The sequence below is a fragment of the Nocardioides asiaticus genome, from assembly GCF_040049175.1.
Classification (GTDB): domain Bacteria; phylum Actinomycetota; class Actinomycetes; order Propionibacteriales; family Nocardioidaceae; genus Nocardioides; species Nocardioides cheoyonin.
In genome coordinates this window covers 517020-543052 of record NZ_JBDZDM010000003.1, presented here as the reverse complement: position 1 = coordinate 543052, position 26033 = coordinate 517020, and the positions used below count along the sequence as shown (strand labels likewise).

Annotated in this window: 24 protein-coding genes; 13 read left to right on the top strand and 11 right to left on the bottom strand. The window is 71.6% G+C overall.

All coding sequences use genetic code 11. From position 1 onward, the window contains the following. Window positions 1-5: 5 nt before the first annotated feature. Together ABLE53_RS13155 and ABLE53_RS13150 are read right to left on the bottom strand one after the other, a co-directional pair. Window positions 6-677: a response regulator gene (locus ABLE53_RS13155; RefSeq protein ID WP_348859402.1), complete on the bottom strand. Its 672-nt coding sequence runs from the start codon at window positions 675-677 to the stop codon at window positions 6-8. After that, window positions 674-1870 (bottom strand): sensor histidine kinase, encoded by a 1197-nt coding sequence (locus ABLE53_RS13150; protein ID WP_348859401.1) that lies wholly within the window; start codon window positions 1868-1870, stop codon window positions 674-676. Before ABLE53_RS13150 ends, ABLE53_RS13155 begins: the two co-directional genes overlap by 4 nt. Window positions 1871-2028: 158 nt before the next feature. Between ABLE53_RS13150 and ABLE53_RS13145 the strand changes: the two genes are divergently transcribed. Next, complete coding sequence (locus ABLE53_RS13145; protein WP_348859400.1) at window positions 2029-2727, top strand: hypothetical protein; 699 nt, start codon at window positions 2029-2031, stop codon at window positions 2725-2727. 171 nt (window positions 2728-2898) lie between these two features. Here the strand turns inward: ABLE53_RS13145 and metH are convergent, their stop codons facing one another. Further along, window positions 2899-6651 (bottom strand): methionine synthase, encoded by a 3753-nt coding sequence (gene metH / locus ABLE53_RS13140; RefSeq protein WP_348859399.1) that lies wholly within the window; start codon window positions 6649-6651, stop codon window positions 2899-2901. Between the two features lie 195 nt (window positions 6652-6846). On the opposite strand from metH, the gene ABLE53_RS13135 reads away from it, so the two are divergent. Next, window positions 6847-7695, top strand: coding sequence for a PAC2 family protein (locus tag ABLE53_RS13135; protein ID WP_348859398.1), 849 nt, complete (start codon window positions 6847-6849; stop codon window positions 7693-7695). Between the two features lie 15 nt (window positions 7696-7710). Here the strand turns inward: ABLE53_RS13135 and mshC are convergent, their stop codons facing one another. The 4 genes from mshC to ABLE53_RS13115 are packed head-to-tail and all read right to left on the bottom strand — an operon-like array spanning window position 7711 to window position 11080. After that, window positions 7711-8946: a cysteine--1-D-myo-inosityl 2-amino-2-deoxy-alpha-D-glucopyranoside ligase gene (mshC, locus tag ABLE53_RS13130; RefSeq protein ID WP_348859397.1), complete on the bottom strand. Its 1236-nt coding sequence runs from the start codon at window positions 8944-8946 to the stop codon at window positions 7711-7713. Window positions 8947-8969: 23 nt separating this feature from the next. Next, window positions 8970-9740 (bottom strand): SCO1664 family protein, encoded by a 771-nt coding sequence (locus ABLE53_RS13125; RefSeq protein WP_348859396.1) that lies wholly within the window; start codon window positions 9738-9740, stop codon window positions 8970-8972. A 21-nt stretch (window positions 9741-9761) separates the two neighbouring features. Then, window positions 9762-10352, bottom strand: a complete 591-nt coding sequence (locus ABLE53_RS13120; protein WP_348859395.1) for a DUF3090 domain-containing protein — start codon at window positions 10350-10352, stop codon at window positions 9762-9764. Window positions 10353-10372: 20 nt separating this feature from the next. Further along, entirely contained in the window at window positions 10373-11080 is a 708-nt protein-coding gene (locus ABLE53_RS13115; protein ID WP_348859394.1) for a histidine phosphatase family protein, read from the bottom strand. 28 nt (window positions 11081-11108) lie between these two features. Between ABLE53_RS13115 and corA the strand changes: the two genes are divergently transcribed. Both corA and ABLE53_RS13105 read left to right on the top strand, forming a co-directional pair. Next, window positions 11109-12101 carry a magnesium/cobalt transporter CorA gene (gene corA, locus ABLE53_RS13110; RefSeq protein ID WP_348859393.1) on the top strand — a complete coding sequence of 331 codons (993 nt, stop codon included), beginning with the start codon at window positions 11109-11111 and terminating at the stop codon, window positions 12099-12101. A gap of 105 nt (window positions 12102-12206) precedes the next feature. Continuing rightward, window positions 12207-13124 (top strand): type IV toxin-antitoxin system AbiEi family antitoxin domain-containing protein, encoded by a 918-nt coding sequence (locus tag ABLE53_RS13105; protein WP_348859392.1) that lies wholly within the window; start codon window positions 12207-12209, stop codon window positions 13122-13124. A gap of 59 nt (window positions 13125-13183) precedes the next feature. On the opposite strand, the gene ABLE53_RS13100 is transcribed toward ABLE53_RS13105, so the two are convergent. Continuing rightward, window positions 13184-14005: an undecaprenyl-diphosphate phosphatase gene (locus ABLE53_RS13100; RefSeq protein ID WP_348859391.1), complete on the bottom strand. Its 822-nt coding sequence runs from the start codon at window positions 14003-14005 to the stop codon at window positions 13184-13186. Between the two features lie 138 nt (window positions 14006-14143). Between ABLE53_RS13100 and ABLE53_RS13095 the strand changes: the two genes are divergently transcribed. Further along, a complete protein-coding gene (locus tag ABLE53_RS13095; RefSeq protein ID WP_348859390.1) occupies window positions 14144-15091 on the top strand; it encodes an aldo/keto reductase in 948 nt (315 codons plus the stop codon). 54 nt (window positions 15092-15145) lie between these two features. Further along, window positions 15146-15364 carry a DUF5703 family protein gene (locus ABLE53_RS13090; protein WP_348859389.1) on the top strand — a complete coding sequence of 73 codons (219 nt, stop codon included), beginning with the start codon at window positions 15146-15148 and terminating at the stop codon, window positions 15362-15364. A gap of 7 nt (window positions 15365-15371) precedes the next feature. On the opposite strand, the gene ABLE53_RS13085 is transcribed toward ABLE53_RS13090, so the two are convergent. Continuing rightward, on the bottom strand, window positions 15372-16712 hold the full coding sequence (locus ABLE53_RS13085) for a M20/M25/M40 family metallo-hydrolase (protein WP_348859388.1): 1341 nt from the start codon (window positions 16710-16712) through the stop codon (window positions 15372-15374). A gap of 187 nt (window positions 16713-16899) precedes the next feature. Here ABLE53_RS13085 and ABLE53_RS13080 point away from each other — a divergent pair, with 187 nt between their 5' ends. Beyond that, entirely contained in the window at window positions 16900-17586 is a 687-nt protein-coding gene (locus ABLE53_RS13080; RefSeq protein WP_348859387.1) for a VC0807 family protein, read from the top strand. Between the two features lie 11 nt (window positions 17587-17597). Here the strand turns inward: ABLE53_RS13080 and ABLE53_RS13075 are convergent, their stop codons facing one another. Further along, window positions 17598-18068 (bottom strand): HNH endonuclease, encoded by a 471-nt coding sequence (locus tag ABLE53_RS13075; RefSeq protein ID WP_348859386.1) that lies wholly within the window; start codon window positions 18066-18068, stop codon window positions 17598-17600. 256 nt (window positions 18069-18324) lie between these two features. On the opposite strand from ABLE53_RS13075, the gene ABLE53_RS13070 reads away from it, so the two are divergent. The 5 genes from ABLE53_RS13070 (at window position 18325) to ABLE53_RS13050 (ending at window position 23428) form a co-directional block, all read left to right on the top strand. Continuing rightward, on the top strand, window positions 18325-20628 hold the full coding sequence (locus tag ABLE53_RS13070) for a xanthine dehydrogenase family protein molybdopterin-binding subunit (protein ID WP_348859385.1): 2304 nt from the start codon (window positions 18325-18327) through the stop codon (window positions 20626-20628). Next, entirely contained in the window at window positions 20628-21131 is a 504-nt protein-coding gene (locus ABLE53_RS13065; protein WP_348859384.1) for a (2Fe-2S)-binding protein, read from the top strand. The genes ABLE53_RS13070 and ABLE53_RS13065 overlap by 1 nt, the downstream gene beginning before the upstream one ends. Further along, a complete protein-coding gene (locus ABLE53_RS13060; RefSeq protein ID WP_348859383.1) occupies window positions 21128-21946 on the top strand; it encodes an FAD binding domain-containing protein in 819 nt (272 codons plus the stop codon). The genes ABLE53_RS13065 and ABLE53_RS13060 overlap by 4 nt, the downstream gene beginning before the upstream one ends. Continuing rightward, window positions 21946-22596, top strand: a complete 651-nt coding sequence (locus tag ABLE53_RS13055; protein ID WP_348859382.1) for an FMN-dependent NADH-azoreductase — start codon at window positions 21946-21948, stop codon at window positions 22594-22596. Before ABLE53_RS13060 ends, ABLE53_RS13055 begins: the two co-directional genes overlap by 1 nt. Window positions 22597-22666: 70 nt before the next feature. Beyond that, window positions 22667-23428, top strand: a complete 762-nt coding sequence (locus ABLE53_RS13050; RefSeq protein WP_348859381.1) for an SDR family NAD(P)-dependent oxidoreductase — start codon at window positions 22667-22669, stop codon at window positions 23426-23428. A gap of 17 nt (window positions 23429-23445) precedes the next feature. On the opposite strand, the gene ABLE53_RS13045 is transcribed toward ABLE53_RS13050, so the two are convergent. Further along, window positions 23446-25242: a bifunctional sugar phosphate isomerase/epimerase/4-hydroxyphenylpyruvate dioxygenase family protein gene (locus ABLE53_RS13045; protein WP_348859380.1), complete on the bottom strand. Its 1797-nt coding sequence runs from the start codon at window positions 25240-25242 to the stop codon at window positions 23446-23448. A gap of 105 nt (window positions 25243-25347) precedes the next feature. Here ABLE53_RS13045 and ABLE53_RS13040 point away from each other — a divergent pair, with 105 nt between their 5' ends. Then, window positions 25348-25989 (top strand): TetR/AcrR family transcriptional regulator, encoded by a 642-nt coding sequence (locus tag ABLE53_RS13040; protein WP_348859379.1) that lies wholly within the window; start codon window positions 25348-25350, stop codon window positions 25987-25989. Window positions 25990-26033 lie beyond the last annotated feature (44 nt).

Genomic DNA, 26033 nt, shown 5'->3' with positions numbered 1-26033 from the left:
CGCTCTCAGCCGGCGCCCGCGCGCACGATGCCGGTCTCGTACGCGAACACGACCAGCTGCACCCGGTCGCGCAGGTCGAGCTTGGCGAGGATGCGCGCGACGTGGCTCTTGACGGTCGCCTCGGCCAGGAACAGCTCGGCGGCGACCTCCGCATTGGACTGTCCCCTCGCGACCTGACGCAGGATCTCCAGCTCTCGAGCCGTGAGGCGGGCGGCGAGCGAGGCCACGGCGGTGTCGGCCGGCGGGAGCCGGCAGAACTCCTGGATCAGCCGTCGCGTGATCGCCGGAGCAAGCAGCGCGTTCCCCGCGGCGGCGGTGCGCACCGCCGCGGTGAGCTGGTCGCGGGTGCCGTCCTTGAGCAGGAAGCCGCTCGCGCCGGCGCGCATGGCCCGGTAGACGTACTCGTCGAGGTCGAACGTGGTGAGGATGAGCACGCGAGCGCGGGCTCCGGCGCCGGCGAGACGGGCGGTCGCCTCGATGCCGTTCACGTCGGGCATGCGGATGTCCATCAGGATGACGTCCGGGTCGGTGCTTCGGGCCCGGTGGATCGCCTCGGTGCCGGTGCGCGCCTCCGCGACGACGTCGATGTCCGGCTCGGCGTCGAGCATCATGCGCAGCCCCTCCCGCACGAGGTCCTGGTCGTCGGCGATCAGGACGCTGATGCTCGTCCCGGTCACGGCGGCGCCGGATCCTCGCGCGGCAACCGGGCATGCACGGCGAAGCCGCCCTCCGCGCGCGGCCCGGCCGAGAACTCGCCACCGAAGAGCGCGACCCGCTCGCGCATGCCGATCAGCCCGTAGCCGCTGGTGTGCTCGGGCTGGCTCGTGGACGACGCGTCCCCGTCGTCGCACACGTCGACGGTCACCGACTGCGGGTCGAAGCGGAGGTGTACGACGGCCCTGTGCGCGCCGGCGTGCCTGATGACGTTGGTCAGCGCCTCCTGCACGATCCGGTAGACGGACAGCTCCAGGGCGGCGGAGAGTCCGGCGGGATCGCCGTCGAGGTCGAGCCCGACCTCGACGCCGGCGGCGCGGACGGCGGCGAACAGGGTGTCCAGGTGACCGATGCCGGGCTGCGGAGCCCAGGGCGGATCGTCGTCGGGCTGCCGCAGGACCCCCAGCATGCGGCGCATCTCGACCAGTGACTCCCGGCCGCTGCGCTCGATCTTCTCCAGGGTCGCCGCATCGCCGGCGCCGGCAGCGCGTGCGCCCGCCGCCTGGACGACCAGCACGCTGAGGTTGTGCGAGATCAGGTCGTGCAGCTCGCGGGCGAGCCGCGCCCGCTCCGCGACGACAGCGTCGCGCGCACGCCGCTCGAGCTCCCGCTCCCGGAACCGGGCTGCCCGCTGCTCGCGGCGGTGGCGGACGTAGGCGCCGACCAGCCACAGGACCAGGAGCACCGCGCCGAAGAACAGCGTGCCCCACGGCTCGGACGGGTCCCCGGCGCGCAGATCGGCATCGCCCCAGGTGTAGAGCGCGTACCCCGCGGCGGTGACGGCAAGTCCAACAACCGCGCGGGCCGGCCGGCCGTGCGCGGAGAGCGCGTAGACGGCCGTCCCCCACCCCGCGAGGAGCCAGAAGCCCTCCGGCGAGTCGGCGGTCACGGCGACCTGGAGCAGGATGCCGACCAGTTGCACGGCGACGACGGGCAACGGGTGGCGCCGTCGCCACACCAGCGGTGCCGCGACCAGCACCGGATAGACCAGGCGCAGCCACCACGGCCCTGCGATGCTCGTCGAGGCGACGTAGTCGGGGTCCGGCAGCCAGACCGCGAGCCCCGTCCACACCAGCACGACGACGGCCGGCCACACGTCGGTCACGGACAGCCCGGCCACGGCTGCGCGGACGCCGGCAGGCCACCCAGCGTGCATGGCGCCGACCGTACGCCGTGAGGGGCGGTCGCACATCCACCCGATGGTGGAGGAGATTCATCCCTGAGGCGGATGCACTGCGCCCGCGCGGACGCAGACGGGCGGAACGGCGCGTTCATACGGTCGGCGCAGCCGATCCCCACTGTCAGGAGAGACCCATGCGCACCACATCAGTCGCCCGCGCCGCCGTCGCGGCGTCCCTGCTCGCCGTCCCGCTTCTCAACCTCGTCGCGGCGCTGCTCGCCGGCGCCGGCGGCGTCCAGTCCGACACCCACGCCGAGGTGGCCGCCATCGCGGCCCATCCTGACCGCTACTACCTGTTCACCCTCGCCCAGCTCGTCGGCTCATGGCTGCTGATCCCAGCCGTCAGCGGCATCCGGAACCTGCTGCGGCCGCGCCGTCCGGTCCTCGCCGACGTCGCGGGCGGCGTCCTGCTGCTGGGGCTGCTCGTCGCGATCGGAGACTCGGCCGTCGGGCTGGTCTGGTGGCAGACGGCTGCCCCGGGCGCCGATGCCGATCAGATGGCGGCCCTCATCGACCGCACCCAGACCGCCGCCGGCGCCTCGGCGCCGTACGCGATCGCGGCGGTCGCGATGCTGGCCGGCTCGGTCGCGCTCACCGTCGGACTCTCGCGCACCAAGGCGGCTCCCACGTGGGCAGCGGTCACGCTTCCGGCTGGCATCGTGACCAACATCGTCGGGTTCGCCGCAGCGAGCCAGGCCCTCCTGATCGCGAGTGCTGTCATCCTGCTCGCCGGATTCACCCGGTTCGCCGCGCTCGTGTGGTCGCCGTCCAGCTCCACGGCCGACGTCGCCGCAGCGCCACTGCCGGTCGCGAGCGGAGCCGGAGGCCACTAGGCGGCCGGCGCCGCGGACCCGCTGCTCGCTTCCGGGGCTGGCGAGGACATGGAGCCCTCAGCACCGGTGAAGTGCGCCGAGAGCCGACCACGCCACCTTCACCCGGGCGTTCCACCGCGCGCACGGCGCACCGCCCGGCGCCTACCGCGAGGAGGCTCTGCGCCGGCTGGCTCAGTCCTCCGGGTCGTAGCCGAGGTTGGGCGCGAGCCAGCGCTCGGCCTCGGTCATCGTCCAGCCCTTGCGCCGGGCGTAGTCGGCGACCTGGTCCTGGCCGAGCCGGCCGACCACGAAGTACTGCGACTGCGGGTGGCTGTAGTAGATGCCCGACACCGAGGCGCCCGGCCACATGGCCATCGACTCGGTCAGCTCGATCCCGGTGTTGGCCTCCACGTCGAGCAGCTCCCAGATCGTCGCCTTCTCGGTGTGGTCCGGGCAGGCGGGGTAGCCCGGAGCCGGCCGGATGCCGGTGTAGCGCTCGGCGATCAGGTCGTCGTTGCTGACCTGCTCGTCGGCGGCGTACGCCCAGAACTCCGTGCGCACCCGCTGGTGGAGGCGCTCCGCGAACGCCTCCGCGAGCCGGTCGGCGAGCGCCTCGAGGAGGATCGCGGAGTAGTCGTCGAGAGCGTCCTTGAACTCCTTGACCTTCGCCGGCAGCCCGATCCCGGCGGTGACGGCGAAGGCGCCGACGTGGTCGGGCAGGCCGGTGGAGGCGGGGGCGACGAAGTCGGCGAGCGACCGGTTGGGTACGCCCTCGCGGTGCTGCCCCTGCTGGCGCAGCTGGTGCAGCACGGCGCGGACCTCGGTGCGGTCGTCGTCGGCCCAGACAGTCACGTCGTCGTAGCCGCGGCTGCCGCCCGTGTCACCGGAGTTGGCCGGGAAGAGGCCGTAGACGCCGCGCGCGGTGACCCACTTCTCGGCGATCATGGTGTCGAGCATCGCCTGGGCGTCGTCGTACAGCTTGCGGGCGGCCTCGCCGGTCTGCGGGTTGTTCAGGATGTCGGGGAAGCGGCCCTTCATCTCCCAGGCGTTGAAGAACGGCTGCCAGTCGATGAACTCGCGGAGCTCGGCGAGGTCGTAGTCGTCGAGGACGTGGACGCCGGGGGTCTTCGGCTGCGGCGGCTCGTAGCCCTCCCAGTCGACCGGGGTGGCGCGGGCCCTCGCCTGGGCGTAGGTCACCTGCGGTCGGTCCTGCTTCTCGGCGTGCCGGGCCCGGAGGCCGTCGTAGTCGGCCTTGACCTCGGCCATCAGCGCCGTACGCCGCTCCGGGCTGAGCAGCGCGGCGGCCGTCGGCACCGAGCGGGAGGCGTCCTTGACCCAGACGACCGGGCCGTCGTACTTGGGGTCGACCTTGACCGCCGTGTGCGCGCGGCTGGTGGTGGCACCGCCGATCAGCAGGGGCAGGTCGAGCCCGAGGCGCTGCATCTCGCTGGCGAAGTTGACCATCTCGTCGAGGCTCGGCGTGATCAGGCCGGAGAGCCCGATGATGTCGGCGCCGACCTCCTCGGCGGTGTCGAGGATCTTCTGTGCCGGGACCATCACGCCGAGGTCGATGACCTCGTAGTTGTTGCACTGCAGGACCACGCCGACGATGTTCTTGCCGATGTCGTGGACGTCGCCCTTCACGGTCGCCATGACGATGGTGCCCTTGGCCTCCTTCTGGGCGGCGAGCACCGGGTCGTTGGCCTTCTCCTCCTCGATGAAGGGGATCAGGTAGGCGACCGCCTTCTTCATCACGCGGGCGCTCTTGACCACCTGCGGGAGGAACATCTTCCCCGAGCCGAACAGGTCGCCGACGACGTTCATGCCGTCCATCAGCGGGCCCTCGATGACCTCGATCGGGCGGCCGCCGCGGTCGGCGATCTCACGGCGCAGCTCCTCGGTGTCCTCCTCGACGTACGCGTCGATGCCCTTGACCAGCGCGTGGGTGATCCGCTCGGAGACGGGGAGGCCGCGCCACTCCTGGGCCTGCTCCTCCGCCTCCTCGCCGGACCTGTTGTAGCGGCCGGCGATCTCGAGCAGCCGCTCGGTGGCGCTCTGGCCGTTCTTGGGCCGGCGGTTGAGGACGACGTCCTCGATCCTCATCCGCAGCTCCTCGTCGACCTCGCTGTAGGGCACCAGCTGGCCGGCGTTGACGATGCCCATGTCGAGGCCGGCCTCGATCGCGTGGTAGAGGAACACCGCGTGGATCGCCTCGCGGACCGGGTTGTTGCCGCGGAAGCTGAAGCTCACGTTGGAGATGCCGCCCGAGACCTTGGCGCCGGGGAGGTTGTGCTTGATCCAGCGGGTCGCCTCGATGAAGTCGAGGCCGTAGGCCGCGTGCTCCTCGATGCCGGTCGCGATGGCGAAGACGTTGGGGTCGAGGATGATGTCCTGCGGGTCGAAGCCGACCTGGTCGACCAGGATCCGGTAGGCGCGCTCGCAGACGGCGATCCGGCGCTCGTAGCTGTCGGCCTGGCCGTTCTCGTCGAACGCCATGACGACCGCGGCGGCGCCGTACTTCTTGCAGAGCCGGGCGTGCTCGACGAACTTCTCCTCGCCCTCCTTGAGCGAGATGGAGTTGACGATCGGGCGGCCCTGCACGTTGCGGAGGCCGGCCTCGATGACCTCCCACTTCGAGGAGTCGATCATGACCGGGACGCGGCTGATGTCGGGCTCGGACGCGATGAGCTTGAGGAAGCGGTCCATCGCGGCGACGCCGTCGATCATGCCCTCGTCCATGTTGACGTCGATGAGCTGCGCGCCGTTCTCGACCTGCTGGGCCGCCACGGCGAGGGCGCTGTCGTAGTCGCCGGACTTGATCAGGTTGCGGAACTTCGCGGAGCCGGTGATGTTGGTCCGCTCGCCGATGTTGACGAAGAGAGTGTCGGCCTTGACCGCGAACGGCTCGAGGCCGGAGAGCCGCAGCGCCGGCTCGATCTCGCTCGGGGTGCGCGGGGCGAGCCCGTCGACCGCCTGCGCGATCGCGGCGATGTGCTCTGGGGTGGTGCCGCAGCAGCCGCCGACGAGGTTGACGAACCCGGCGCTCGCGAACTCGTGGAGGTGGCCGGCGGTCTCCTCGGGGCCCTCGTCGTACTCCCCGAAGGCGTTGGGGAGGCCGGCGTTGGGGTAGCAGGAGACGAACGTGTCGGAGACCCGGGAGAGCTCGGCGATGTAGGGCCGCATCTCGGCGGCGCCCAGCGCGCAGTTGAGGCCGACGAGCAGCGGCTCGGCGTGGCGGATCGAGTCCCAGAACGCCTCCGTCACCTGCCCCGACAGGGTCCGTCCGGACGCGTCGGTGATGGTCCCGGAGATGACGATCGGCCAGCGTCGGCCGTAGTCCTCGAAGACGCTCTGGACCGCGAAGATCGCCGCCTTGGCATTGAGCGTGTCGAAGATGGTCTCGATGAAGATCAGGTCGGCACCGCCCTCGACGAGTCCCCGCGTCGCCGTGGCGTACGCCGAGACGAGCTCGTCGTAGCTGATGTTGCGGGCGCCCGGGTCGTTGACGTCGGGGCTGATGCTCGCGGTGCGGCTGGTGGGGCCGAGCGCGCCGGCGACGTACCTCGGCCGCTCGGGGGTGCTGAACTCGTCGGCGACCCGACGGGCGAGCCGGGCGGCCTCGAGGTTGAGCTCGTAGGCCAGGTCCTGCATGCCGTAGTCGGCCTGCGAGATCGCGGTGGCGTTGAAGGTGTTGGTCTCGATGACGTCGGCGCCGGCGGCGAGGTACTCGCGGTGGATGCCCGCGATCAGCTCCGGCTGCGTCAGCGAGAGGAGGTCGTTGTTGCCGGCGACGTCGGAGGGCCAGTCGCCGAACCGCTCGCCGCGGTAGCCGGCCTCGTCGGGGCGATCGCGCTGGATCGCTGTGCCCATGGCACCGTCGAGCACCAGGATCCGCTCGCTCAGCGCGGCGGTCAGGGCCTCGGTCGCATCGGGACGCAGGCTCACGGTGTCGGGCTCCTCCCTGGCCGCGGGACGCGACCGGACCGTTCAAGGCTAATCGTCGACGTCCACGGGACGGACGACATTCCCGCATCCTGACATCGCCGATCTTGGGGGCTGAAATCCCTGCGACACCGCCGCTCACGACCGGGCTCCCACCGAGCGGCCACGGATCGGGGGCCCGCCGTCTAGGGTGGAGTCGTGATCGAGATCGAGGAGACGCCCGAGCTGGTCGACCCCGTCGTCATCGCCGCCTTCGAGGGCTGGAACGACGCCGCCGACGCGGCCTCCGGTGCCGTCGACCACCTGATGTCCGTCTGGGGCGCGCGGGTGGTGGCAGCGATCGATCCCGAGGACTTCTACGACTTCCAGGTCAACCGGCCCACCGTCAGCACCGACCTCGACGGCCACCGGAGGCTGACCTGGCCGAGCACCCAGATCGCGGTCTGCTCCCCGCCCGACCTCGACCGCGACCTCATCCTGGTCCGCGGCATCGAGCCCAACATGCGCTGGCGGCAGTTCTGCGCCGAGATCCTCGCCGGGGTCGACGAGCTCGGCGGGCAGCTCGTCGTCACCCTGGGCGCCCTGCTCGCCGACACGCCTCACACCCGGCCGATCCCGGTCAACGGCACCTCGACCGAGCCGGAGCTCGTCGACCGGCTGCAGCTCGACGCGCCGTCGTACGAAGGGCCGACCGGTGTCGTCGGCGTGCTCCAGGACGCCTGCGTCAAGCTCGACGTCCCGGCGGTGTCGTACTGGGCGGCCGTGCCTCACTACGTCGCGCAGCCGCCGTGCCCCAAGGCCACCCTCGCGCTCATCGGGCAGCTCGAGGAGCTGCTGCAGTGCTCGATCCCGCTCGGCGACCTGCCCGAGGACGCCCGCGCGTGGGAGCGCGGCGTCGACGAGCTCGCCAGCGACGACGAGGACATCGCGGAGTACGTCCGCAACCTCGAGGAGACCCGCGACACCACCGAGCTGCCCGAGGCCTCCGGCGAGGCGATCGCGCGTGAGTTCGAGCGGTACCTGCGCCGCCGGTCCGACGAGGCGTGACTCCCGCGCCCGGCGTCAGAGCCTGATGCCGAGCGCGGCGTCCACGAGGGCCGCGATCTGCTCCCCTGCCGTCGGGTCGGACGTCTCGGCGAGGCCGTCGGTGCCGAGGGTGGCGTCGACCCACGCCTGGACCGCGGCCACCGCCCGCGGCGCGTCCAGGTCGTCCGCGAGCGCCCCGAGGACCGTCTCGACGACGGGGGCCGCCTGGGCGCCGCGGCCGAGCGCGACCGCCCGGCGCCAGTCGGCGAGGGTGTCGACGGCGTCGAAGAGCTGCTCGTCCGTCCACTCCCAGTCGGTCCGGTAGTGGTGGCGCAGCAGCACGAGCCGGATCGCCATCGGGTCGACCTCGCTGTTGCGCAGCGCGGAGACGAAGACGAGGTTGCCGCGCGACTTCGACATCTTCTCGCCGTCGTACCCGACCATCCCGCCGTGGGTGTAGATCCGGGCGAACTCCTTGCCGGCCGCGTGGGCGTGGCTGGCCGACATCTCGTGGTGCGGGAAGACCAGGTCCGAGCCGCCGCCCTGGACGGTGAATCCGGCGCCGAGGTACTCGAGCGCGATCGCCGAGCACTCGATGTGCCAGCCCGGTCGGCCCGGACCGTACGGCGAGGGCCACGACGGCTCACCCGGCCGCTCGGCGAGCCAGATGAGCGGGTCGAGCGGGTCCTTCTTGCCCGGCCGGTCGGGGTCGCCGCCGCGCTCGGGGAAGATCGCGAGCATCTCCTCGCGGCTCATCCGCGACTCCTCCCCGAACCGCGGGTCGGCCGAGACGGAGAAGTAGAGGTCGTCGTCGACGCGGTAGACCGCGCCGGCCCGCTCCAGCTCGCCGATCATCTCGAGGATCAGCGGCACCGACTCGACCGCGCCGGCGTAGACCAGCGGCGAAATCACGCGGAGCGCCTCCATGTCGGTCCGGTAGAGCTCGGTCTCCCGCTCGGCGAGCTCGCGCCAGTCGACGCCGACCTTCTCGGCCCGCTCGAGCAGCGGGTCGTCGACGTCGGTGACGTTCTGGACGTAGTCGACCTCGTGGCCGGCGTTGCGCCAGGCGCGGTTGAGCAGGTCGAAGGCGAGGAAGGTGTTGGCGTGGCCCATGTGCGTGGCGTCGTACGGCGTGATCCCGCAGACGTACAGCGAGCGCCGCTGCCCCTCGCTGCCCGTGCTGACCACGTCGCCGGTCGCATGGTCGAAGAGCGAGACCTCCGGACCCGTCGCGGGGAGGGCGGGGACCTCGGGAGCAGACCAGGCACGCATGGACCGAACTCTACTGGCGGGGTTCAGAAAGGAGGCCAGGGGATCACGTGCCAGTCACCGCGCGGCTCGGGCATCACGCCGTCCGCGAGCAGCCGGTCGCAGCGAGCGGCGAGCGCCTCGATGTCCCAGTAGGCGAGGTACGGCGACAGCGTCTCCTCCAGCGCGCCGTCGAGCCCCTCGCGGATGCTTCGGATCGCGGTGCACTCCTCGTCGGTGAGCGGCTGGCCGGTCCAGCCCCACAGCACGGTGCGGAGCTTCGGCTCGGTGTGGAAGGTGAGGCCGTGGTCGCAGCCGTAGCGGTGGCCGTCGGCCATCTCGAGCACGTGACCGCCCTTGCGGTCGGCGTTGTTGACCATGGCGTCGAAGACCGCCATCCGGCGCAGCTCCGGGGTGTCCTCGTGGACCAGCGAGACCAGCTCGTCCCGGTTCCCGTAGCCGTCGAACACGTGCAGGTAGCCCGGCGGCACCCGCCCCTCCGGCACGATCGTCACCGCCTCCTGCTCCGGATCGGTCACGCACCAGCGCTGCACCATCCCGACGCCGTGCGGGCCCTCCCGCAGCCAGGTCTCCGGCACGATCCCCCAGCCGAGCGCCTCCGAGACGAGGTACGACGCCAGCTCGCGGTGGGCGAGGTTGCCGTCCGGGAAGTCCCACAGCGGCCGCTCCCCCGCCACCGGCTTGTAGACGACCTCGACGTCGCCGATCGTGCCCACGAAGGTCGCGTTCGACGCGGAGCGGATGCGGCCGCTGATGACCAGCTCGTCGTCGTACAGGTCGAGGGCGGGCTCACTCATGGCGACTGTGGTCCATCCCGGTCACACGGGGTCGCGGCGCTTGAAGCCGTTGGCACGGACGCACAGGTGGCCCTCGGGGTCGATCGGACTGCCGCAGAAGGGGCAGCTCGGCCGGCCCGCCTCGATGACCAGCTCGGCGCGCTTGACGAACGCGCGCGCATGGGCCGGGTCGATCCTGACCAGGAGCACCTCCTCGGGCTCCGGCTCGTCCTCCTCGATCCCCAGGCCGGACTCGGCGTCGTCCTCGGCCTCCACGATCGCCTCGCCCTCGACGAACGGGAACACCTCGATGACGACCCGTTCCTCGGCCGGGTCCCACGACAGGGTCATCGTGCCGACCCTGAACTCCTCCTGGATCGGCTGCTCGAGGGGGTTGGTGTCGTCGAGGTCGTACGGCGCCACCGCCGGCACGACCGTCGAGGAGCTGCTCATCACCTCGTCGAGCAGCTCGTCGAGCCGCTCCGCGAGCGCGGCGACCTGCTGCTTCTCGAGCGCGACGCTCACCAGCCGCGTACCGGCCCTGGCCTGCAGGAAGAAGGTCCGGGAGCCGGGCTCACCGACCGTCCCGGCGACGAATCGCTCGGGCGGATCGAAGGCGTGGACGACAGGCATGCGACAAGACTAGGCGCGAATCACTCGGGCCCCGCGCCGCCCCCGACGACGGCGTCCGACTTCCGCGACGTACGCCGCCGGCCCTTCTTCGGGGCCAGCCACGACAGGTCGCCGGCGTGGGTGTTGGTGGCGAGCACGAAGGGCCGGGCGTCGGTGTAGCGGATGATCGAGACCGAGGCCGGGTCGACGTTGATCCGCTGGAAGAGGTCGAGGTGCATGCCCAGCGCGTCGGCAAGGATCGACTTGATGATGTCGCCGTGGCTGACGGCCACCCACACCGCCGCGTCGCCGTGCTCCTTCTGGACGGCGGCGTCGTGGCGGCGTACGGCGGCGACGGCGCGGGCCTGCATCTCCTGCATCGACTCGCCGCCGGGGAAGGTGACCGCTGACGGCTGGGTCTGGACGGTCCTCCACAGCTTCTCCTTGGCGAGGTCGCGGATCGTGCGGCCCTGCCACTCGCCGTAGTCGCACTCCGAGAGCCCCTTGTCGGTCCGCACCGGGAGCACGGCGCCGTCCCGGCTCGCGACGATCGCCCTGGCGGTCTGCCGGCAGCGCTCGAGCGGGCTGGAGACCACCAGCGAGAGCGGCACCGGCGCGAGCCGCTCCGCCGTACGCCCCGCCTGGGCGACGCCCGTCTCGTCCAGCTTCACCCCCGGCAGCCGGCCGGCCAGCGTCCCGCTCGCGTTGGCGGTGGTCCGGCCGTGTCGCACGAGGATGAGCGTCGCCATGGCCCCGAGCGTAGCTAGCGTTAGCAGGGTGATCGTCGACAGTGCCCTCTACCGGAAGGGCGAGCGGGTCGACCTGCACTGCCCGCCGCACGACTACGCGACGCTCCGCTCAGGCGTCCAGGAGGAGGGCGACTTCGTGTGGCTCGGCCTCTACCAGCCCAGCGAGCGGGAGCTCGCCGAGGTCGCCGACGCCTTCGGTCTCCACCCGCTCGCCGTCGAGGACGCCTTCACCGCCCACCAGCGGCCCAAGCTGGAGCGGTACGACGACGTCCTCTTCCTGGTCATCAAGACGCTCTGGTACGTCGACGTGGACGACGCCGTCGAGACCGGCGAGGTCAACGTCTTCCTGGGCCCCGACTACGTCGTCACCGTCCGCCACGGTCGCGGCTCCAAGCTCGCGCCCGCGCGCCACCTGCTCGAGTCCGAGCGCGGCATCCTGACCCAGGGCCCGTTCTCGGCGCTGTACGCCGTCGCCGACTTCATCGTCGACGGCTACCTCTCGGTCGTCTCCGAGCTGACCACCGACGTCGACGAGGTCGAGACCTCGGTCTTCTCCGACCAGCGGACGCGCGACTCCGCCCGCATCTACCGGCTGAAGCGGGAGCTGGCGGAGGTACGCCGGGCGGTGATGCCGCTGCGCGACCCGATCCGCCGCTTCGCCTCCGCCGACCCGGCGATCGCCGTCGCCGGCATCGACCCGGACCTGCAGCCGTTCTTCCGTGACGTGCTCGACCACCTCAACGTCGCCGCCGAGGGCGTCGACAACCTCGAGTCGCTGCTCTCCTCGGCGTTCGAGGCCCACCTGGCCCAGATCCAGCTGCAGCAGAACGACGACATGCGCAAGATCTCCGCGGGCGCGGCGCTGGTCGTCGTGCCCACCCTCATCGCCGGGATCTACGGCATGAACTTCACCCACATGCCCGAGCTGAGCTGGACGTTCGGCTACCCGTTCGCGCTGCTCCTCATGCTGGCCGCCGTGACCGGGCTGTGGATCCTGTTCCGCAGGTCCGGCTGGTTCTGACCGCCTTGTGATGCCATCCGTGAGCCATTGCTCACTCCTGGCATCACAAGGCGGACCTGTGGATCCTCGGATGCGCGGCACCTTGCGATCCCGCACCCTCGATGCGTGGCCGAGAGCAACTGGAGCGATCTCGCCCGCGCGCAGGGCGGGCTCGTCACGCGCGCGCAGCTCCGCGAACTGGGCGTCAGCCGCTGGGCCGTCCGAGACCACGTCGCCGCGGGCCGCTGGGTAGTGCGCACCTCCACGGTGATCGGGACGACGACCGGGACCCTGACCCGTGAGGAGACGATGTGGCTCGGCGTGCTCCAGGGCGGGACTCACGCGCTGGTCGGAGGGATGACCGCGGCCGAGGTTCACGGTCTCAAGAACTGGCACCGCGACAACATCACGGTGCTCGTGCCATACGACAACGACGTGCAGGAGACCGTCCCCGGAGTCGAGTTCGTCCGTACAAGGCGCCCGCTTTCCACCTTCCGACGAAAGACGGGCACTCTGCCACTCTGTCTGCTCGAGCCTGCCGTGCTCCTCTGGGCCGCTGCCGAGCGCAACCCACGCAGCGCGCAGGGCGCTCTGGCCGCGGTCGTCCAGCAGCAGCTGACTACTCCCGACCTGCTCACCGACTGGCTCGCGCGTCTTCGGCCGCTCCGCAAGGCGCCGCTCTTCCGCCGCACGATCGACGACATGCGCGGCGGTGCGCAGTCACTGGCGGAGATGGAGATCAAGCGCATGTGTCGCGCTTACGGCATCGCGCAACCACAGCGCCAGGTCCGGAGGCGGGATGGGTCGGGACGACTACGCTTCACCGACTGTGAATGGCGGCTCGCTGACGGCAGAACTCTGTGTCTCGAGGTCGACGGCGGCTTCCACATGGAGGTCGAGCACTGGGAGGACGACCTGGCGAGACAGCGCGCCCTGTCGGCGCCCGACCGGGTGATCGTCCGCTGCACAAGCCGTGAGGTGCGTGACGAGCCAGCCACCGTGGCCGCCGATCTGAAGCGGCTCGGCGTCCCCCGCGCTGCGTGACCTCGCGGTGTGATGCCATCCGTGAGCCACTGCTCACTCGTGGCATCACAAGGCGTCGATCAGGTCGGCTGGACCACGTTGGCGGCGAGCAGGACGACCAGGACCAGGCCGACGACGACCCGGTAGGGCACGAACTTCCCGATCGAGTGGTGCGAGACGAACCGGAGCAGCCAGGCCACGCTGGCGTACGCCACGACGAAGCTGACGGCCGTCCCGACGACGACCGGTCCCGCGCTGATGCCGTGCACGTCCTTGAGCTCGTACAGCCCGGCCGCGGTGAGGGCCGGGATCGAGAGGAAGAAGCTCAGCCGGGTGGCCGTGACGCGGTCGAGCCCGCGCAGGAGCCCGGCGGAGATCGTCGCCCCCGAGCGGGAAACGCCGGGGACGAGCGCGATGCACTGCACGAGGCCGATGACGATCGCGTCCCTCATCGTGAGCTGCTTCTCGCCGCGGGTCTGCCGGCCCGCGCGCTCGGCCCAGATCATGACCGCGCTCCAGAGGATCAGGGCCGCGCCGACCACCCAGAGCGACCGCAGCGGACCGGAGACGAGGTCCTTCGCGAGCAGCCCCACGATGCCGATCGGGATGGTGCCGACGATGGCGTACCAGCCCATCCGGTGCTCGATGGTGCCGCGGTACTCCGGCTTCACCAGCCCCTTCGCCCACCCGGCGACGATCGCGACGATGTCCCGGAAGAAGTAGACGAAGACCGCGGCGATGGCGCCCATCTGGATCACGGCGGTGTACGCCGTGACCGAGGCGCTGTCGATCTCGAGGCCCAGCGCCTTCTCGGCGATCGTGAGGTGGCCGGTGCTCGACACGGGGAGGAACTCGGTGAGGCCCTCGACGACGCCGAGGACCACGGAGTCCAGATAGTTCATGAGCTGCTTTCGACGGCGGCGGATGACTGCCCGGCAGCCTAGGGCCCCGGGCTGAAGGATTGCTGACGCACCCCGGGTGAGACGCGCCACGGCGAGCCGCGGAACCGGCTGCTCCGCCTGCGGGCTAAGTTCTGACGCATGCAGACGCGCCTCGTCGGAGCCACCGGCCTTCGGGTCTCGACCCTCGGGCTCGGCACGATGACCTGGGGCCGCGGCACCGACGAGCACGAGGCGCGCGACCAGCTCATCTCCTTCGCCGAGGCGGGCGGGACGCTGGTCGACACGGCGGCGAACTACGCCGGGGGCCGTTCCGAGGAGGTGGTCGGCTCCCTCCTCGGCGACGTCGTCGCCCGCGACGAGATCGTGCTCGCCACCAAGGCCGGCGCCACCTACCGCGACGGCCGCGTCGCCTTCGACACCTCGCGCGGACACCTGCTCTCGACGCTCGACAGGTCGCTGCGGCGGCTGGGAGCCGACCACGTCGACCTGTGGCAGGTCCACGTCTGGTCCGACGACACACCGATCGAGGAGACGCTCAGCGCGCTCGATCTGGCGGTGAGCAGCGGACGGGCGGCGTACGTCGGCGTCTCGAACTACGCCGGCTGGCAGACCGCCCAGGCCGCGACGTGGCAGCGCGCGGTCCCGGGCCGGGTGCCGCTGGCCTCGACCCAGGTGGAGTACTCCCTGCTCTCCCGCGACATCGAGTACGACGTCGCGCCCGCCACGGACGCCCTGGGCCTCGGCATCCTCGCCTGGTCCCCCTTGGCCGGCGGCGTCCTCACCGGGAAGTACCGCACCGGGACGCCGTCGGACTCACGTGCTGCCGACAACCTCTTCGCCGGCCACGTCGACGCGTACCTCGACGAGCGCGGCCGCGGCATCGTCGAGGCGGTGTGCCGCGCCGCCGACGGGCTCGGCTGGACGCCCCTCCAGGTTGCGCTCTCCTGGGTCCGCGACCGGCCGGGCGTGACGGCGCCGATCGTCGGCGCCCGGACGGCGCAGCAGCTCGAGGAGGCGCTCGCCGTGACCGACCTCACGCTGCCGCCCGAGATCGCCGCGGCGCTGGACGACGTTTCGGCGGACTGACACGATGCCGGAACCTGTCGGTTCCCGAACCCTTCGGATCGCGAGGAGGAACGCATGGCCCGAGCCGACCGCCGCGCACCCCGTCCCGGCGTGGAGTGGGAGTTCGACAAGGTGACGTTCTCCCGGGACTTCTCCCGCAACGTCGTGACCAAGCTCCTCGTCGAGCGGGCGGAGTACGGCGGCTGGGAGCTCGACCGTGTCCGGATCACCCCCGACGGCACCCGCCGGGTCATCCTGCGACGCAAGATCATCCGCGCCGTGCGCACCGCCTGATCGCGCGTCAGGCCTCGTCGAGGAAGCGGTCCACGACCCGCGCGCCGAACTCGAGCGCGTCGAGCGGCACCCGCTCGTCGATGCCGTGGAACAGCCCGGTGAAGTCGAGGTCCTCGGGCAGCCGCAGCGGCGCGAAGCCGAAGGAGCGCATCCCCAGGCGGCGGAAGTGCTTGGCGTCGGTGCCGGCGGAGAGGAGGTACGGCGCGACGAGGGCGTCGGGGTCCTCCGCGAGGAGCGACCGCGTCATGATGTCGACCAGCGCGCCGTCGTACGACGTCTCCCAGGGCTGCTGGTGGGTGATGAAGTCGATGTCGATCCCCTCGCCGCACAGGGCGCGGAGGGTCTCGAAGAAGTCGTCCTCGAACCCGGGCAGGAAGCGGCCGTCCACGCTCGCGCTCGCCTCGGTCGGGATGACGTTCACCTTGTAGCCGGCAGAGAGCATCGTCGGGTTCGTGACGTTGCGGAGCGTGGCGCCGAGCATCCGCGTGGCAGGGCCGAACTCCTCGACCAGGGACTCGGCGTTGTCGGGCGTGACCTCGACGCCGGCGAGCTCGCCGACCGAGGCGAGCAGCGTCTGCATGGTCGGGGTGAGCTGGACTGGCCACTCGTGCGCGCCGATCCGCGCGACCGCGCCGGCGAGCCGGGTGACGGCGTTGTCGTGGTTGATCATCGAGCCGTGGCCGGCGCGCCCGCGGGCGGTGAGCCGCAGCCACGACATCCCCTTCTCGGCGGCCTCGATGAGATACATCCGGCGGCCTCGGACCGTCGTCGAGAAGCCGCCCACCTCGCCGACCGCCTCGGTGCAATGGGCGAGCTCGTCGGCGTGCTCGTCGACCAGGACCTTCGCGCCGTGTGCCCCGCCGGCCTCCTCATCGGCGGTGAAGCAGAGCACGATCGGCCGCTCGGGCACGCGCCCGGTGCGCTGCCGGTGGCGTACGACGCTGAGCAGCATCGCGTCGAAGTCCTTCATGTCGACCGCGCCGCGGCCCCACAGGTAGCCGTCCTTGAGCTCGCCGGAGAAGGGGTCGACCTGCCAGTCGGCAGCGGCGGCGGGTACGACGTCGAGGTGACCGTGCAGGAGAAGGGCACCCCGGTCGCCGGCCGAGCCGCCCCAGTGGGCGACCAGCGACGCCCGGCCGGGCGTGGGCTCGTAGATCGTGGAGGGGATCCCGACCTCGTCGAGGAGCCCGGCGACGTACTCGGCGGCCTTGCGCTCCCCGGGGCCCGAGTCGTCGCCGAAGTTGCTGGTGTCCATCCGGATCAGGTCGCGGCAGATGTCGACGACCTCCCCCGACGGGCCGGCGGAGGACGAGGCGGCGGGCTGGGCGGGGTCTCCGTGCGGCTCCATGGCCCCACGGTAGCCAACCCGGACGAGGATGAAGTGGCCGGTGGGGCCTGTTTGAAAGACGTTCAACAACGGCCGAACCTGTGAGATTCCACAGATTCGCGATGAATGTCGCCGAGGACGTGATCTGCGGGGCCCGGACGGGTTACCGTCAAGCCAATTACTGACCCCGATGGCGCCCGGAGCCTTCATGACACATCACGCGTCGCTGCCGACCGAGCACCTCATCGAGCTCGGCCACGTCGGCAAGGTGATCCGCAACGCCCTCCTGCTCCTCGGGGAGACCGTCGTGGTCCCGACCGTCATCCTGTACGGCTGCATGCAGACCGTCGGCACCGTGCCAGGGCTCATCGGCGTCATCGCCTGGTGCGCCTTCACCATGGCGGTCCGTTGGGTCCGCGGGTCGCGGGTGCCGTCGACGCTGCTGCTCGTCGTCGGCATCCTCGTGGTCCGCACCGGGATCGCGCTGGCGGCCTCGAGCGTGTGGCTGTTCCTGCTGCAGCCGATCGCCGCCTCGGTGCTCATGGCCGTGGTGTTCGTCGGCTCGGCACTGCTGGGCCGCCCGATCACCCAGAAGCTCGCCCAGGACTTCATCCACCTGCCGGAGCGCCTGCTCGCCGACCGGCGCATGCAGCGGATCTTCATCGAGGTGGCGCTGATCTGGGGCTTCACCCGCGTTCTCGACGCCGGTATCAGCCTCAACTCGCTGCTCAGCTGGGGCGCCGACGCCGGCGTCCTTGTCCGCGGCATCCTCTCCGTCGGCCTGACCGCCCTGTCGGTCGCGGGCTGCGCCTACTGGGGCTGGCGGCGCATCCACCGGATCCCGGGCGTGCGGTTCCGGTTCGGCGTCCCGGTGACCACCACTCCCGCTGCCTGAGCCAGTCGGCGTCAGCTCAGCGCCGCGAGTTGCGCCCGGGTCGGGACGTACGGCGCGATCCGCAGCCGCATCCCTGCCTCCTCCGGCGTCCGGTTGCCCTTGCGGCCGTTGCACACGTGGCAGGCGGCGACGGTGTTCTGCCAGGTCCATCCCCCGCCGCGGGACTGCGGCAGCAGGTGGTCGATCGTGCGCGCCTGGCCGCCGCAGTACGCGCACCGGCGCCGGTCGCGGGTGAGCACGCCGTCGCGGGAGTAGCCGGCCGGGCGGTACATCCAGTGCATCGCGACGTACCTGACGAGCCGGACGGCCTTCGGCCACGGGTGCGGGCCGATCATCCGGTCGGTGCCGTCGTCGGTCTTGGCGGCCTCGTGGACGACCGCGACCTCGCGGAAGAGCATGCGCACGGCGTGCTTGAAGGAGACTCGGCCGAGAGGCTCGTAGGAGGCGTTGTAGAGCGTGACGGCACCGATGGTCGTGGTCACCGCGCCACCTCCTCTCGCCTGGAGTCGACTCTATGTTCGCCTATAACGGCCGATGTGGGCAGCACCACCCGCGTGGACTGCGACACGCGCGGGCTGCCGCAGCACGGAAGTCACCATCGAAATTCCAACCCGCGCGCTTCTAAGGTAAGGCCGAGGTCGTGCATCGGATCACAAGCGGCCCGCTCCCCCATGCCCCTGCCCGGCCCCCGCCGTGGCCAGCCCCGAGAGGAGTCCCTATGACCGAGCGAGGCATCGCATGACGGCGGTCGACCTTCCCCGCGGAAGCATCCTCGGAACGCGCGTCCAGCGGGTCGAGGACCCCGAGTTCCTCACCACCGGCGCCGTCTACACCGAGGACCTCACCGACGAGCGCCTCACCGGCGCCGTCCGCATCACCTATGTCCGCGCGCCGATCCCGCACGCCAGGATCGCCTCGATCGACACCTCCGCCGCCGAGAGCGCCCCGGGCTGCGTCGCGGTCTACACCGCCGCCGACCTGACCGACGTCCCCGAGGCGCGAGCCGCGATGCCGATGTTCCCCCCGCAGATGGGGCAGACGCTGCTCGCCTCCGGCGTCGTCAGGTACGTCGGTGAGCCGGTCGCCGTGGTCGTCCACGACGACAGGTACGCCGGCGAGGACCTCGCCGAGCTCGTCGAGGTCGACTACGACCCGCTCGACGCCGTCGTCGACCCGCGCGCCTCGGTCACGGGCGAGACGCTGCTCTTCCCCGAGGCCGGCAGCAACGTCGCGTTCGCGCAGCCGCCGGAGCACGCCGACGACTTCTTCGCCGACTGCGAGGTCGTCGTCACCCACGAGATCATCAACCAGCGGGTCGCCGTCGCGCCGCTCGAGGTGCGCGCCGCGGCCGCCGTCTGGGACGGTGACCGGCTCACCACCTGGATCCCGAACCAGGGCGCCCAGGGCACCCAGGCCGCCGTCTCCGGCGCGCTGGGCCTGCCGACCGAGAAGGTCCGCGTCATCACGCCGGCCGTCGGCGGCGCGTTCGGCGCGAAGTTCGGCGCCGACACCGAGCACATCATGGTCGGCTGGGTGGCCCGGAAGCTCGGCCGGCCGGCCACCTGGGTCGAGACCCGCTCGGAGAACATGGTCGGGATGACCCACGGTCGCGCGCAGGTCCAGACGATCGCGATCGGCGGGGACCGCGACGGCAAGGTCAAGGCGTACCGCCTCGACGTGCTCCAGGACGTCGGCGCCTACCCGAAGATCGGCGCCGTCCTCCCGACGCTCACGCTGCTGATGGCACCGGCCGTCTACGACTTCGACCGGATCGAGACCTCCTTCGCCAGCGTGGTCACCAACACCACCCCGGTCGGCGCCTACCGCGGTGCCGGCCGGCCGGAGGCCACCGCGGTGATCGAGCGGGCGATGGACCTCTTCGCCGCCGAGGTCGGCCTGGACCCCGCGGACGTACGTCGCCGCAACCTGCTGCCGAAGTTCACCGAGCCGTACCAGAGCAAGGGCGGTGCGCTCTACGACTCCGGCGACTACCCGATGGCGCTGGAGAAGGTCCTCGAGGCCGCCGACTACCCAGCCCTGCGGGCCGAGCAGGCGGCCCGCCGCGAGCGCGGTGACACCAAGCTGCTCGGCATCGGGCTGTCGACCTACGTCGAGATCACCGGCGCCGGCATGGAGGCCGGCCAGCCGAAGGAGAACGCCACCGTCGAGATCCACCCGGACGGTACGGCCACGATCCTCACCGGCACCTCGCCCCACGGCCAGGGCCACTCCACGGTCTGGGCGATGCTCGCGAGCGAGGAGCTCGGCATCCCGATCGACAAGATCACCGTCAAGTGGGGTGACACGGACCTGGTCCCGACCGGCGGCGGGACCGGCGGCTCGCGCAGCCTCCAGCAGGGCGGCGCCGCGGTGAAGCAGGCCGCCGTCGAGCTGATCGACGTGGCCCGCGGCCGTGCGGCCGACCGGCTCGAGGTGGCCCCCGAGGACCTCGTCGTCGACCGGGCGATCGCCGGCCTCGCGGTCAAGGGCGTGCCGGAGACCGGGATCTCGTTCGCGGAGCTGGCCGATCAGGAGCCGCTGCGCGTCCACACGGTCTTCACGGCGCCGGGCGCGACGTACCCCTTCGGCGCGCACGTCGCGGTCGTCGAGGTCGACGTCGAGACCGGCAAGGCGACCCTCCAGCGGCTGATCGCGCTCGACGACGCGGGCGTGATCATGAACCCCCTCATCGCCGAGGGGCAGCGCCACGGCGGGCTCGCCCAGGGCGCCGCGCAGGCGCTGCTCGAGGAGGTCCTGTACGACGCCGACGGCAACCCCACCACGACGACGTTCGCCGACTACCCGATCGTGACGGCCACCGAGCTGCCGAGCTTCGAGCTCGTCACGACCGAGACGCCGACGACCTACAACGCGCTCGGGGCCAAGGGCATCGGCGAGGCGGGCACGATCGGCGCCACCCCGGCGGTGCAGAACGCCGTCGTCGACGCGGTCGCCCACCTCGGCGTACGCCACATCGACATGCCGACCACCCCGATGAGGATCTGGGCGGCCATCAACGAGGCTTCAGGGAAGGCGGACTGATGCAGGTCACGATCACGGTCAACGGGGAGACGCGCACCGACGAGGTGCAGCCGCGGCTGCTGCTCGCCCACTACCTGCGCGACGTGTGCGGGCTGAAGGCGACCAACATCGGCTGCGACACGACCTCCTGCGGGGCGTGCACCGTCCACATCGACGGCGAGTCGGTGAAGTCCTGCACCGTGCTCGCCGCGCAGACCGACGGCAGCTCCGTCACCACCCTCGAGGGGCTCGCCGACGGCGACACGCTGCACCCGGTCCAGGCCGCGTTCCGCTCCGAGCACGGCCTCCAGTGCGGCTTCTGCACCCCGGGCATGGTCATGGCCGCGGCCTCGCTGCTGGAGGAGAACCCCAAGCCCACCGAGGCGGAGGTCCGCGAGGGGCTGGAGGGCAACATCTGCCGCTGCACCGGCTACCACAACATCGTCCGGGCCGTGCTCGCCGCGGCGGGCGAGCTGCCCGACTCCGCGTCGTCGGCGTCGGCCGGAGAGGCGGTGTCGGCATGATCCCGGCGGAGTTCGACTACGTCCGGGCCGGCTCGCTCGACGAGGCGGTCAGCCTGCTCGCCGAGCACGGCGAGGACGCCAAGCTCATCGCCGGGGGCCACTCGCTGCTGCCGATGATGAAGCTGCGGCTCGCCTTCCCCACCGTGCTGATCGACATCCGCCGGGTGGCTGACGCGTCGTACGTCCGGGTCGAGGGCGACGAGGTCGCGATCGGGGCACTGACCCGGCACGCCGATCTGGTCTCCTCCGACGTGCTCGCAGCGGAGGCGCCGCTCATCGCGGCGGTGGCCTCGCACGTCGGCGACCCGCAGGTGCGGCACCGCGGCACCATCGGGGGCTCCGTCGCGCACGCGGACCCGGCCGCCGACCTGCCGACCGCGATCCTCGCCTCCGACGCCACCCTGGTCCTCCAGGGCCCGGGCGGACGGCGCGAGGTGCCGGCGACGGAGTTCTTCCTCGGCTACTTCGAGTCGGTCCTCAGCCCGGACGAACTGATCGTGGAGCTGCGGCTGCCGCGGACCGGCACCGGGGCCTGGGGCTACGAGAAGTTCGTACGCCGCGCCAACGACTGGGCCATCGTCGGCGTCGCCACGGTCGCGGGCCGGGTCGCCCTCACCAACATGGCCAGCAAGCCGGTCCGCGCGACGGCCACCGAGGAGGCGCTCGCATCGGGGGCCTCGATCGCCGACGCCGCCGCGCTCGCCGCCGAGGGCACCTCGCCGGTGGAGGACATGCACGCCAACGCCGACTACCGCCGCCACCTCGCCCGGGTACTCACCCGGCGCGCGCTGGAGGCGGCGGCGGGCCGCTCGTAGTGCCGACGCTCCTGCACCTGGACTCCTCCGCGGACCTCGCGACCTCGCGCTCGCGGGCCGTGACCGCGGCGTTCGCGGAGGAGTGGCTGGCCTGCGGCACCGACCACGCCGTCGTACGCCGGGACCTGCATCGTGACCCGCTCCCCCACCTCGCCGACGCGGCCCTGCACTGGCCGCCGCGGCTCCGTCCGCCCGAGGCGGCGCCTCCGGCGGACGCGGAGGCGCTCCAGCGGCAGCTGATCGAGGAGCTGCTCGGTGCTGACGTCCTCCTCGTCGGCGCGCCGCTCTACAACTACACGGTGCCCTCCACCCTCAAGGCCTGGCTCGACCATGTGCACGTGCCCGGCCTCACGGCACCGTTCGACCAGCCGGCCCAGCCGATGGCCGGGCGGCCGGCCGTCGTCGTGAGCAGCCGAGGGGCGTCGTACGACGCCGGGAGCCCCACCGAGGGGTGGGACCACGGCGTACCTGTCCTCGACCTCGTCCTCGGGCAGGCGCTCGGCATGGCCGTCGAGGTCATCACCACCAGCCTCACCCTCGCCGAGACCGTGCCGGCCCTGGCCGACCAGCGCGACCGCGCCCGGCAGGAGCTGGATGCCGCCCACGGCGCCGCGCGCGAGGCCGCACGCCGGCTCGGCACGACCGGCTGAGGCCGCTTGCTTGCGGGCGTGTGCCCCCCAGGTCCCACTAGGCTCCGAGACACCGACCGAAGGAGCAGCGATGTACGCAGACCTCGAAGGCAAGGTCGTCCTCATCACCGGCGGCGCGGGCGGCCTCGGTGCGGCCGCGGCGAAGGCGTTCCTCGCCGAGGGGGCCAAGGTGGCGATCGTCGACATCTCGCAGGACGCCCTCGACGCCACCGCCACCGAGCTCGGCGCCGACGCCGACCACCTGCTCACCGTCGCCGCCGACATCAGCAAGGACGAGGACGTCAAGCGCTACGTCGACGCCACCGTCGCGGCGTGGGATCGCATCGACGTCTTCTTCAACAACGCGGGCATCGAGGGCAAGGTCGCACCGCTGGTGGACCAGGCCGTCGCGGACTTCGACCGCCTCATCTCGATCAACATCCGCGGCACCTGGCTCGGCCTCCACTACGTGCTCCCGGTCATGTATGCCCAGCGGTCGGGGAGCGTCATCAACACCTCGTCGATCGGCGGCCTGGCGGCCGGGCCGCTCCCCGTCTCGCCGTACGTCACCTCGAAGTTCGCGATCACCGGGCTGACCCGGATCGCGGCGGTCGAGTCCGCCCCGTACCAGGTGCGCGTCAACTCCATCCACCCCTCGCCGGCGAACACCCGGATGATGCGGTCGCTCGAGGAGGGCTCCGGCGCGGCGCAGGAGGACATCGCGCACTCCATCCCGCTCGGCCGGTACGCCGAGCCGGCGGACGTCGCGAACCTCGTCCTCTTCCTCGCCTCGGAGCAGTCCTCCTTCATCACCGGCTCCCAGCACCGCATCGACGGCGGCATGTTGAGTTGAGGAGGCCCTCCCGGCGGTCACCGGGGCCTGTCCGCCGCCAACTGGGAGGCCAGCCGTACGGGCGCGTTGCCCGCGCCATAGCCGTCGTAGCCGCCGCGGCGCTCGACGATCTCGAAGAACACCCCACCGACGGTCGGCGTGTAGAAGTGGAGATACTCCCCCGCGGTGTCTCTGTCGTAGAGCAGGTCGTACTCACGCAGGGTGGCCACGATGCCGTCGTCGAGGTCGAACCGCGCGACCAGGTCGTCGTAGTAGTTGCCCGGGACCGGCAGCGGACGGAGCCCGCGGGCGCGGGCATCGGCGGCGAGCCCGACGATGTCGCGGCACGCCAGGGCGACGTGCTGGGCGTGCCCGCGCTGGCCGGCGGGCAGCAGGTTGAGCGGGAGCCTGACCCCGTCGTCCGCCGACTGCATCACCTGGCTGCGCACGAGGCCGGCGGGGCCGGCGACCTCCGCCACGGGCCGCGGCTCGAGCGACAGCACACTGCCGTAGAAGAGCACGGCCTCGTCGAACGACTCCCACGACTGCACCAGGTTGACGTGGTCGACCCGCGATACGATCGGGTCGTACGACTGCGCGGCGCCGCCCTCGAACTCGTCGACCCAGACGCCACCACGCTCAAGGAAGATCTCAGTCCCGTCCGGGGCGGCGACGGCGCGCAGCTCCTCTTCCCCCGCGTAGGTACGACGGGGCACGGGCGGCGCGAGCAGCAGCCCGGCCCGCCTGGCCGCGGTGCCGGGATCAGCGACGTCGAACCCGACGGCCGAGACCGCGGGGGCCTGTCCGATCGCCTGCTGCTCGTTGCACACGATGCGGGCGGCGCCCTGGGACCACAGCCGGACCTGCTTGCTGCGGTGTCGGCCGCGGAAGTCGAACCCAAGCTGCTCGAGCACGACCTCGACCGGCGTCGTGTCCTGTCCCCTGACCTCGACGAAGTCGATGCCGGCGGGCGGCCGGACGGCCGGGAGCCGTGCGAGGCCCGCCGGCACCTCGGCGCCGAGCCGCTCCGCGGCCCGATCCTCCAGCCACCGCAGCGAGCGCAGCGCCTGGCGCGCGGTGCGGCCGGGATCGGTCTGCCTGAAGGTGTCGTTGAAGACCTCCAGCGATAGGGGGCCGCCGTACCCGGCGCGCAGCACGTGGCCGATGAACGTCGAGAGGTCGAAGCTGCCCTCGCCCGGGAAGAGCCGGTGGTGCCGGCTCCACGACAGCACGTCCATCGTGAGTGCGGGGGCGTCAGCGAGCTGGAGGAAGAAGATCCGCTCGCCCGGGATCTCCTCGATCCCCTTCGGGTCGTGGCCGCGGGACAGGATGTGGAAGCTGTCGAGGCAGACCCCGACGTTGGGGTGGTCGGCGAGCTCGACGATCCGCCAGGCCCGGCGATAGTCGTCGACGAAACGGCCCCATGCGAGGGCCTCGTACGCCAGCCTGACGTCGTACGCCGCCGCGAGGTCCCCGAGCCGGCGCAGCTGGGACGCCGAGACCCGGTCGTCGTCGACCGTGGCCGTCGCGACGTTGCTGCACACCAGCATGGTGTCCATGCCGAGCCGGCGCATCAGCGCGAACTTCGCCTCCGCCCGGCGCAGGACGTCGGCGAACTCGGCCTCGCTCACCCCCTCCGCGTCGCGGAACGGCTGGTAGAGGTCGAGCGTGATCCCGAGCCGGTCGGCGAGGGCGCGGATCTCCTCCGGGCTCTGCGGCGCGGCGACGAGGTCGGGCTCGAAGACCTCGACTCCGTCGAAGCCCGCGTCGGCGCAGGCGTGCAGCTTCTCGACGAGCCCTCCGCTCAGGCAGACGGTGGCGATCGACGTACGCATATCCGGGCTCCTCGCGGTCGTTAATGAACTAAACGGTACATACATTGAATGACTCTGGGAAGTGTCGTGGCCCACTGACGGCGACCCTTGCCCTACGCTCGAGGCATGGCCCGCCTCGATCCGTCCGAGCGGATCCGCGACGCCGCGCGGACCCGAGCCGAACTCCTGGCCGTGGCCACCGAGGTGTTCGCCGAGCAGGGCTACGCGGGCGCCCGGGTCGACGAGATCGCGGAGCGCACCCGCACCACGAAGCGGATGATCTACTACTACTTCGGCGGCAAGGAGCAGCTCTACCAGGCGGTCCTCGAGGGGGCCTACCGCGACATCCGGGCGGCCGAGCAGGGCATCCATGCCGGCGACCTCCCCCCGGCCGACGCCGTACGCCGGATCGCTGAGCTGACCTTCGACCACCACCACGCGCATCCGGAGTTCATCCGCCTGGTCTCGGTCGAGAACATCCACCAGGCGGAGCATCTGCGGCGCGTCGAGTCGCTCCGCGACCTGGGTGCGCCGGCCGCATCCCTGCTCGACGAGGTGCTCGGACGCGGCCGGGGCGCCGGCGTCTTCCGCGACGACGTCGACGCCGTGGACGTCCACATGCTCATCAGCGCCTACTGCGTCTTCCAGGTCGCCAACGCCGCCACGTTCGGCTTCCTCTTCGGACGCGACATGCTCGCCCCCGCCGTACGCGAGCGGCACCGGCGAATCCTCGGCGACGTCGTCGTCGCCTGGCTCACCCAAGGCTGACCGCAGCCGCCCGACCTCGGGGCAAAATCCGGCCACCCTCTTGA

Bases quoted from the DNA above. Each gene is read 5' to 3' on its own strand.
- mshC (WP_348859397.1), bottom strand. From the start codon at position 8,946: ATGCGTGCCTGGTCTGCTCCCGAGGTCCCCGCCCTCCCCGCGACGGGT.
- ABLE53_RS13115 (WP_348859394.1), bottom strand. From the start codon at position 11,080: ATGGCGACGCTCATCCTCGTGCGACACGGCCGGACCACCGCCAACGCG.
- ABLE53_RS13080 (WP_348859387.1), top strand. From the start codon at position 16,900: ATGACACATCACGCGTCGCTGCCGACCGAGCACCTCATCGAGCTCGGC.
- ABLE53_RS13060 (WP_348859383.1), top strand. From the start codon at position 21,128: ATGATCCCGGCGGAGTTCGACTACGTCCGGGCCGGCTCGCTCGACGAG.
- ABLE53_RS13090 (WP_348859389.1), top strand. From the start codon at position 15,146: ATGGCCCGAGCCGACCGCCGCGCACCCCGTCCCGGCGTGGAGTGGGAG.
- ABLE53_RS13040 (WP_348859379.1), top strand. From the start codon at position 25,348: ATGGCCCGCCTCGATCCGTCCGAGCGGATCCGCGACGCCGCGCGGACC.
- ABLE53_RS13125 (WP_348859396.1), bottom strand. From the start codon at position 9,740: ATGAGTGAGCCCGCCCTCGACCTGTACGACGACGAGCTGGTCATCAGC.
- ABLE53_RS13065 (WP_348859384.1), top strand. From the start codon at position 20,628: ATGCAGGTCACGATCACGGTCAACGGGGAGACGCGCACCGACGAGGTG.
- ABLE53_RS13095 (WP_348859390.1), top strand. From the start codon at position 14,144: ATGCAGACGCGCCTCGTCGGAGCCACCGGCCTTCGGGTCTCGACCCTC.
- ABLE53_RS13050 (WP_348859381.1), top strand. From the start codon at position 22,667: ATGTACGCAGACCTCGAAGGCAAGGTCGTCCTCATCACCGGCGGCGCG.
- ABLE53_RS13100 (WP_348859391.1), bottom strand. From the start codon at position 14,005: ATGAACTATCTGGACTCCGTGGTCCTCGGCGTCGTCGAGGGCCTCACC.
- ABLE53_RS13085 (WP_348859388.1), bottom strand. From the start codon at position 16,712: ATGGAGCCGCACGGAGACCCCGCCCAGCCCGCCGCCTCGTCCTCCGCC.
- ABLE53_RS13150 (WP_348859401.1), bottom strand. From the start codon at position 1,870: ATGCACGCTGGGTGGCCTGCCGGCGTCCGCGCAGCCGTGGCCGGGCTG.
- ABLE53_RS13120 (WP_348859395.1), bottom strand. From the start codon at position 10,352: ATGCCTGTCGTCCACGCCTTCGATCCGCCCGAGCGATTCGTCGCCGGG.
- ABLE53_RS13145 (WP_348859400.1), top strand. From the start codon at position 2,029: ATGCGCACCACATCAGTCGCCCGCGCCGCCGTCGCGGCGTCCCTGCTC.
- ABLE53_RS13045 (WP_348859380.1), bottom strand. From the start codon at position 25,242: ATGCGTACGTCGATCGCCACCGTCTGCCTGAGCGGAGGGCTCGTCGAG.
- ABLE53_RS13070 (WP_348859385.1), top strand. From the start codon at position 18,325: ATGACGGCGGTCGACCTTCCCCGCGGAAGCATCCTCGGAACGCGCGTC.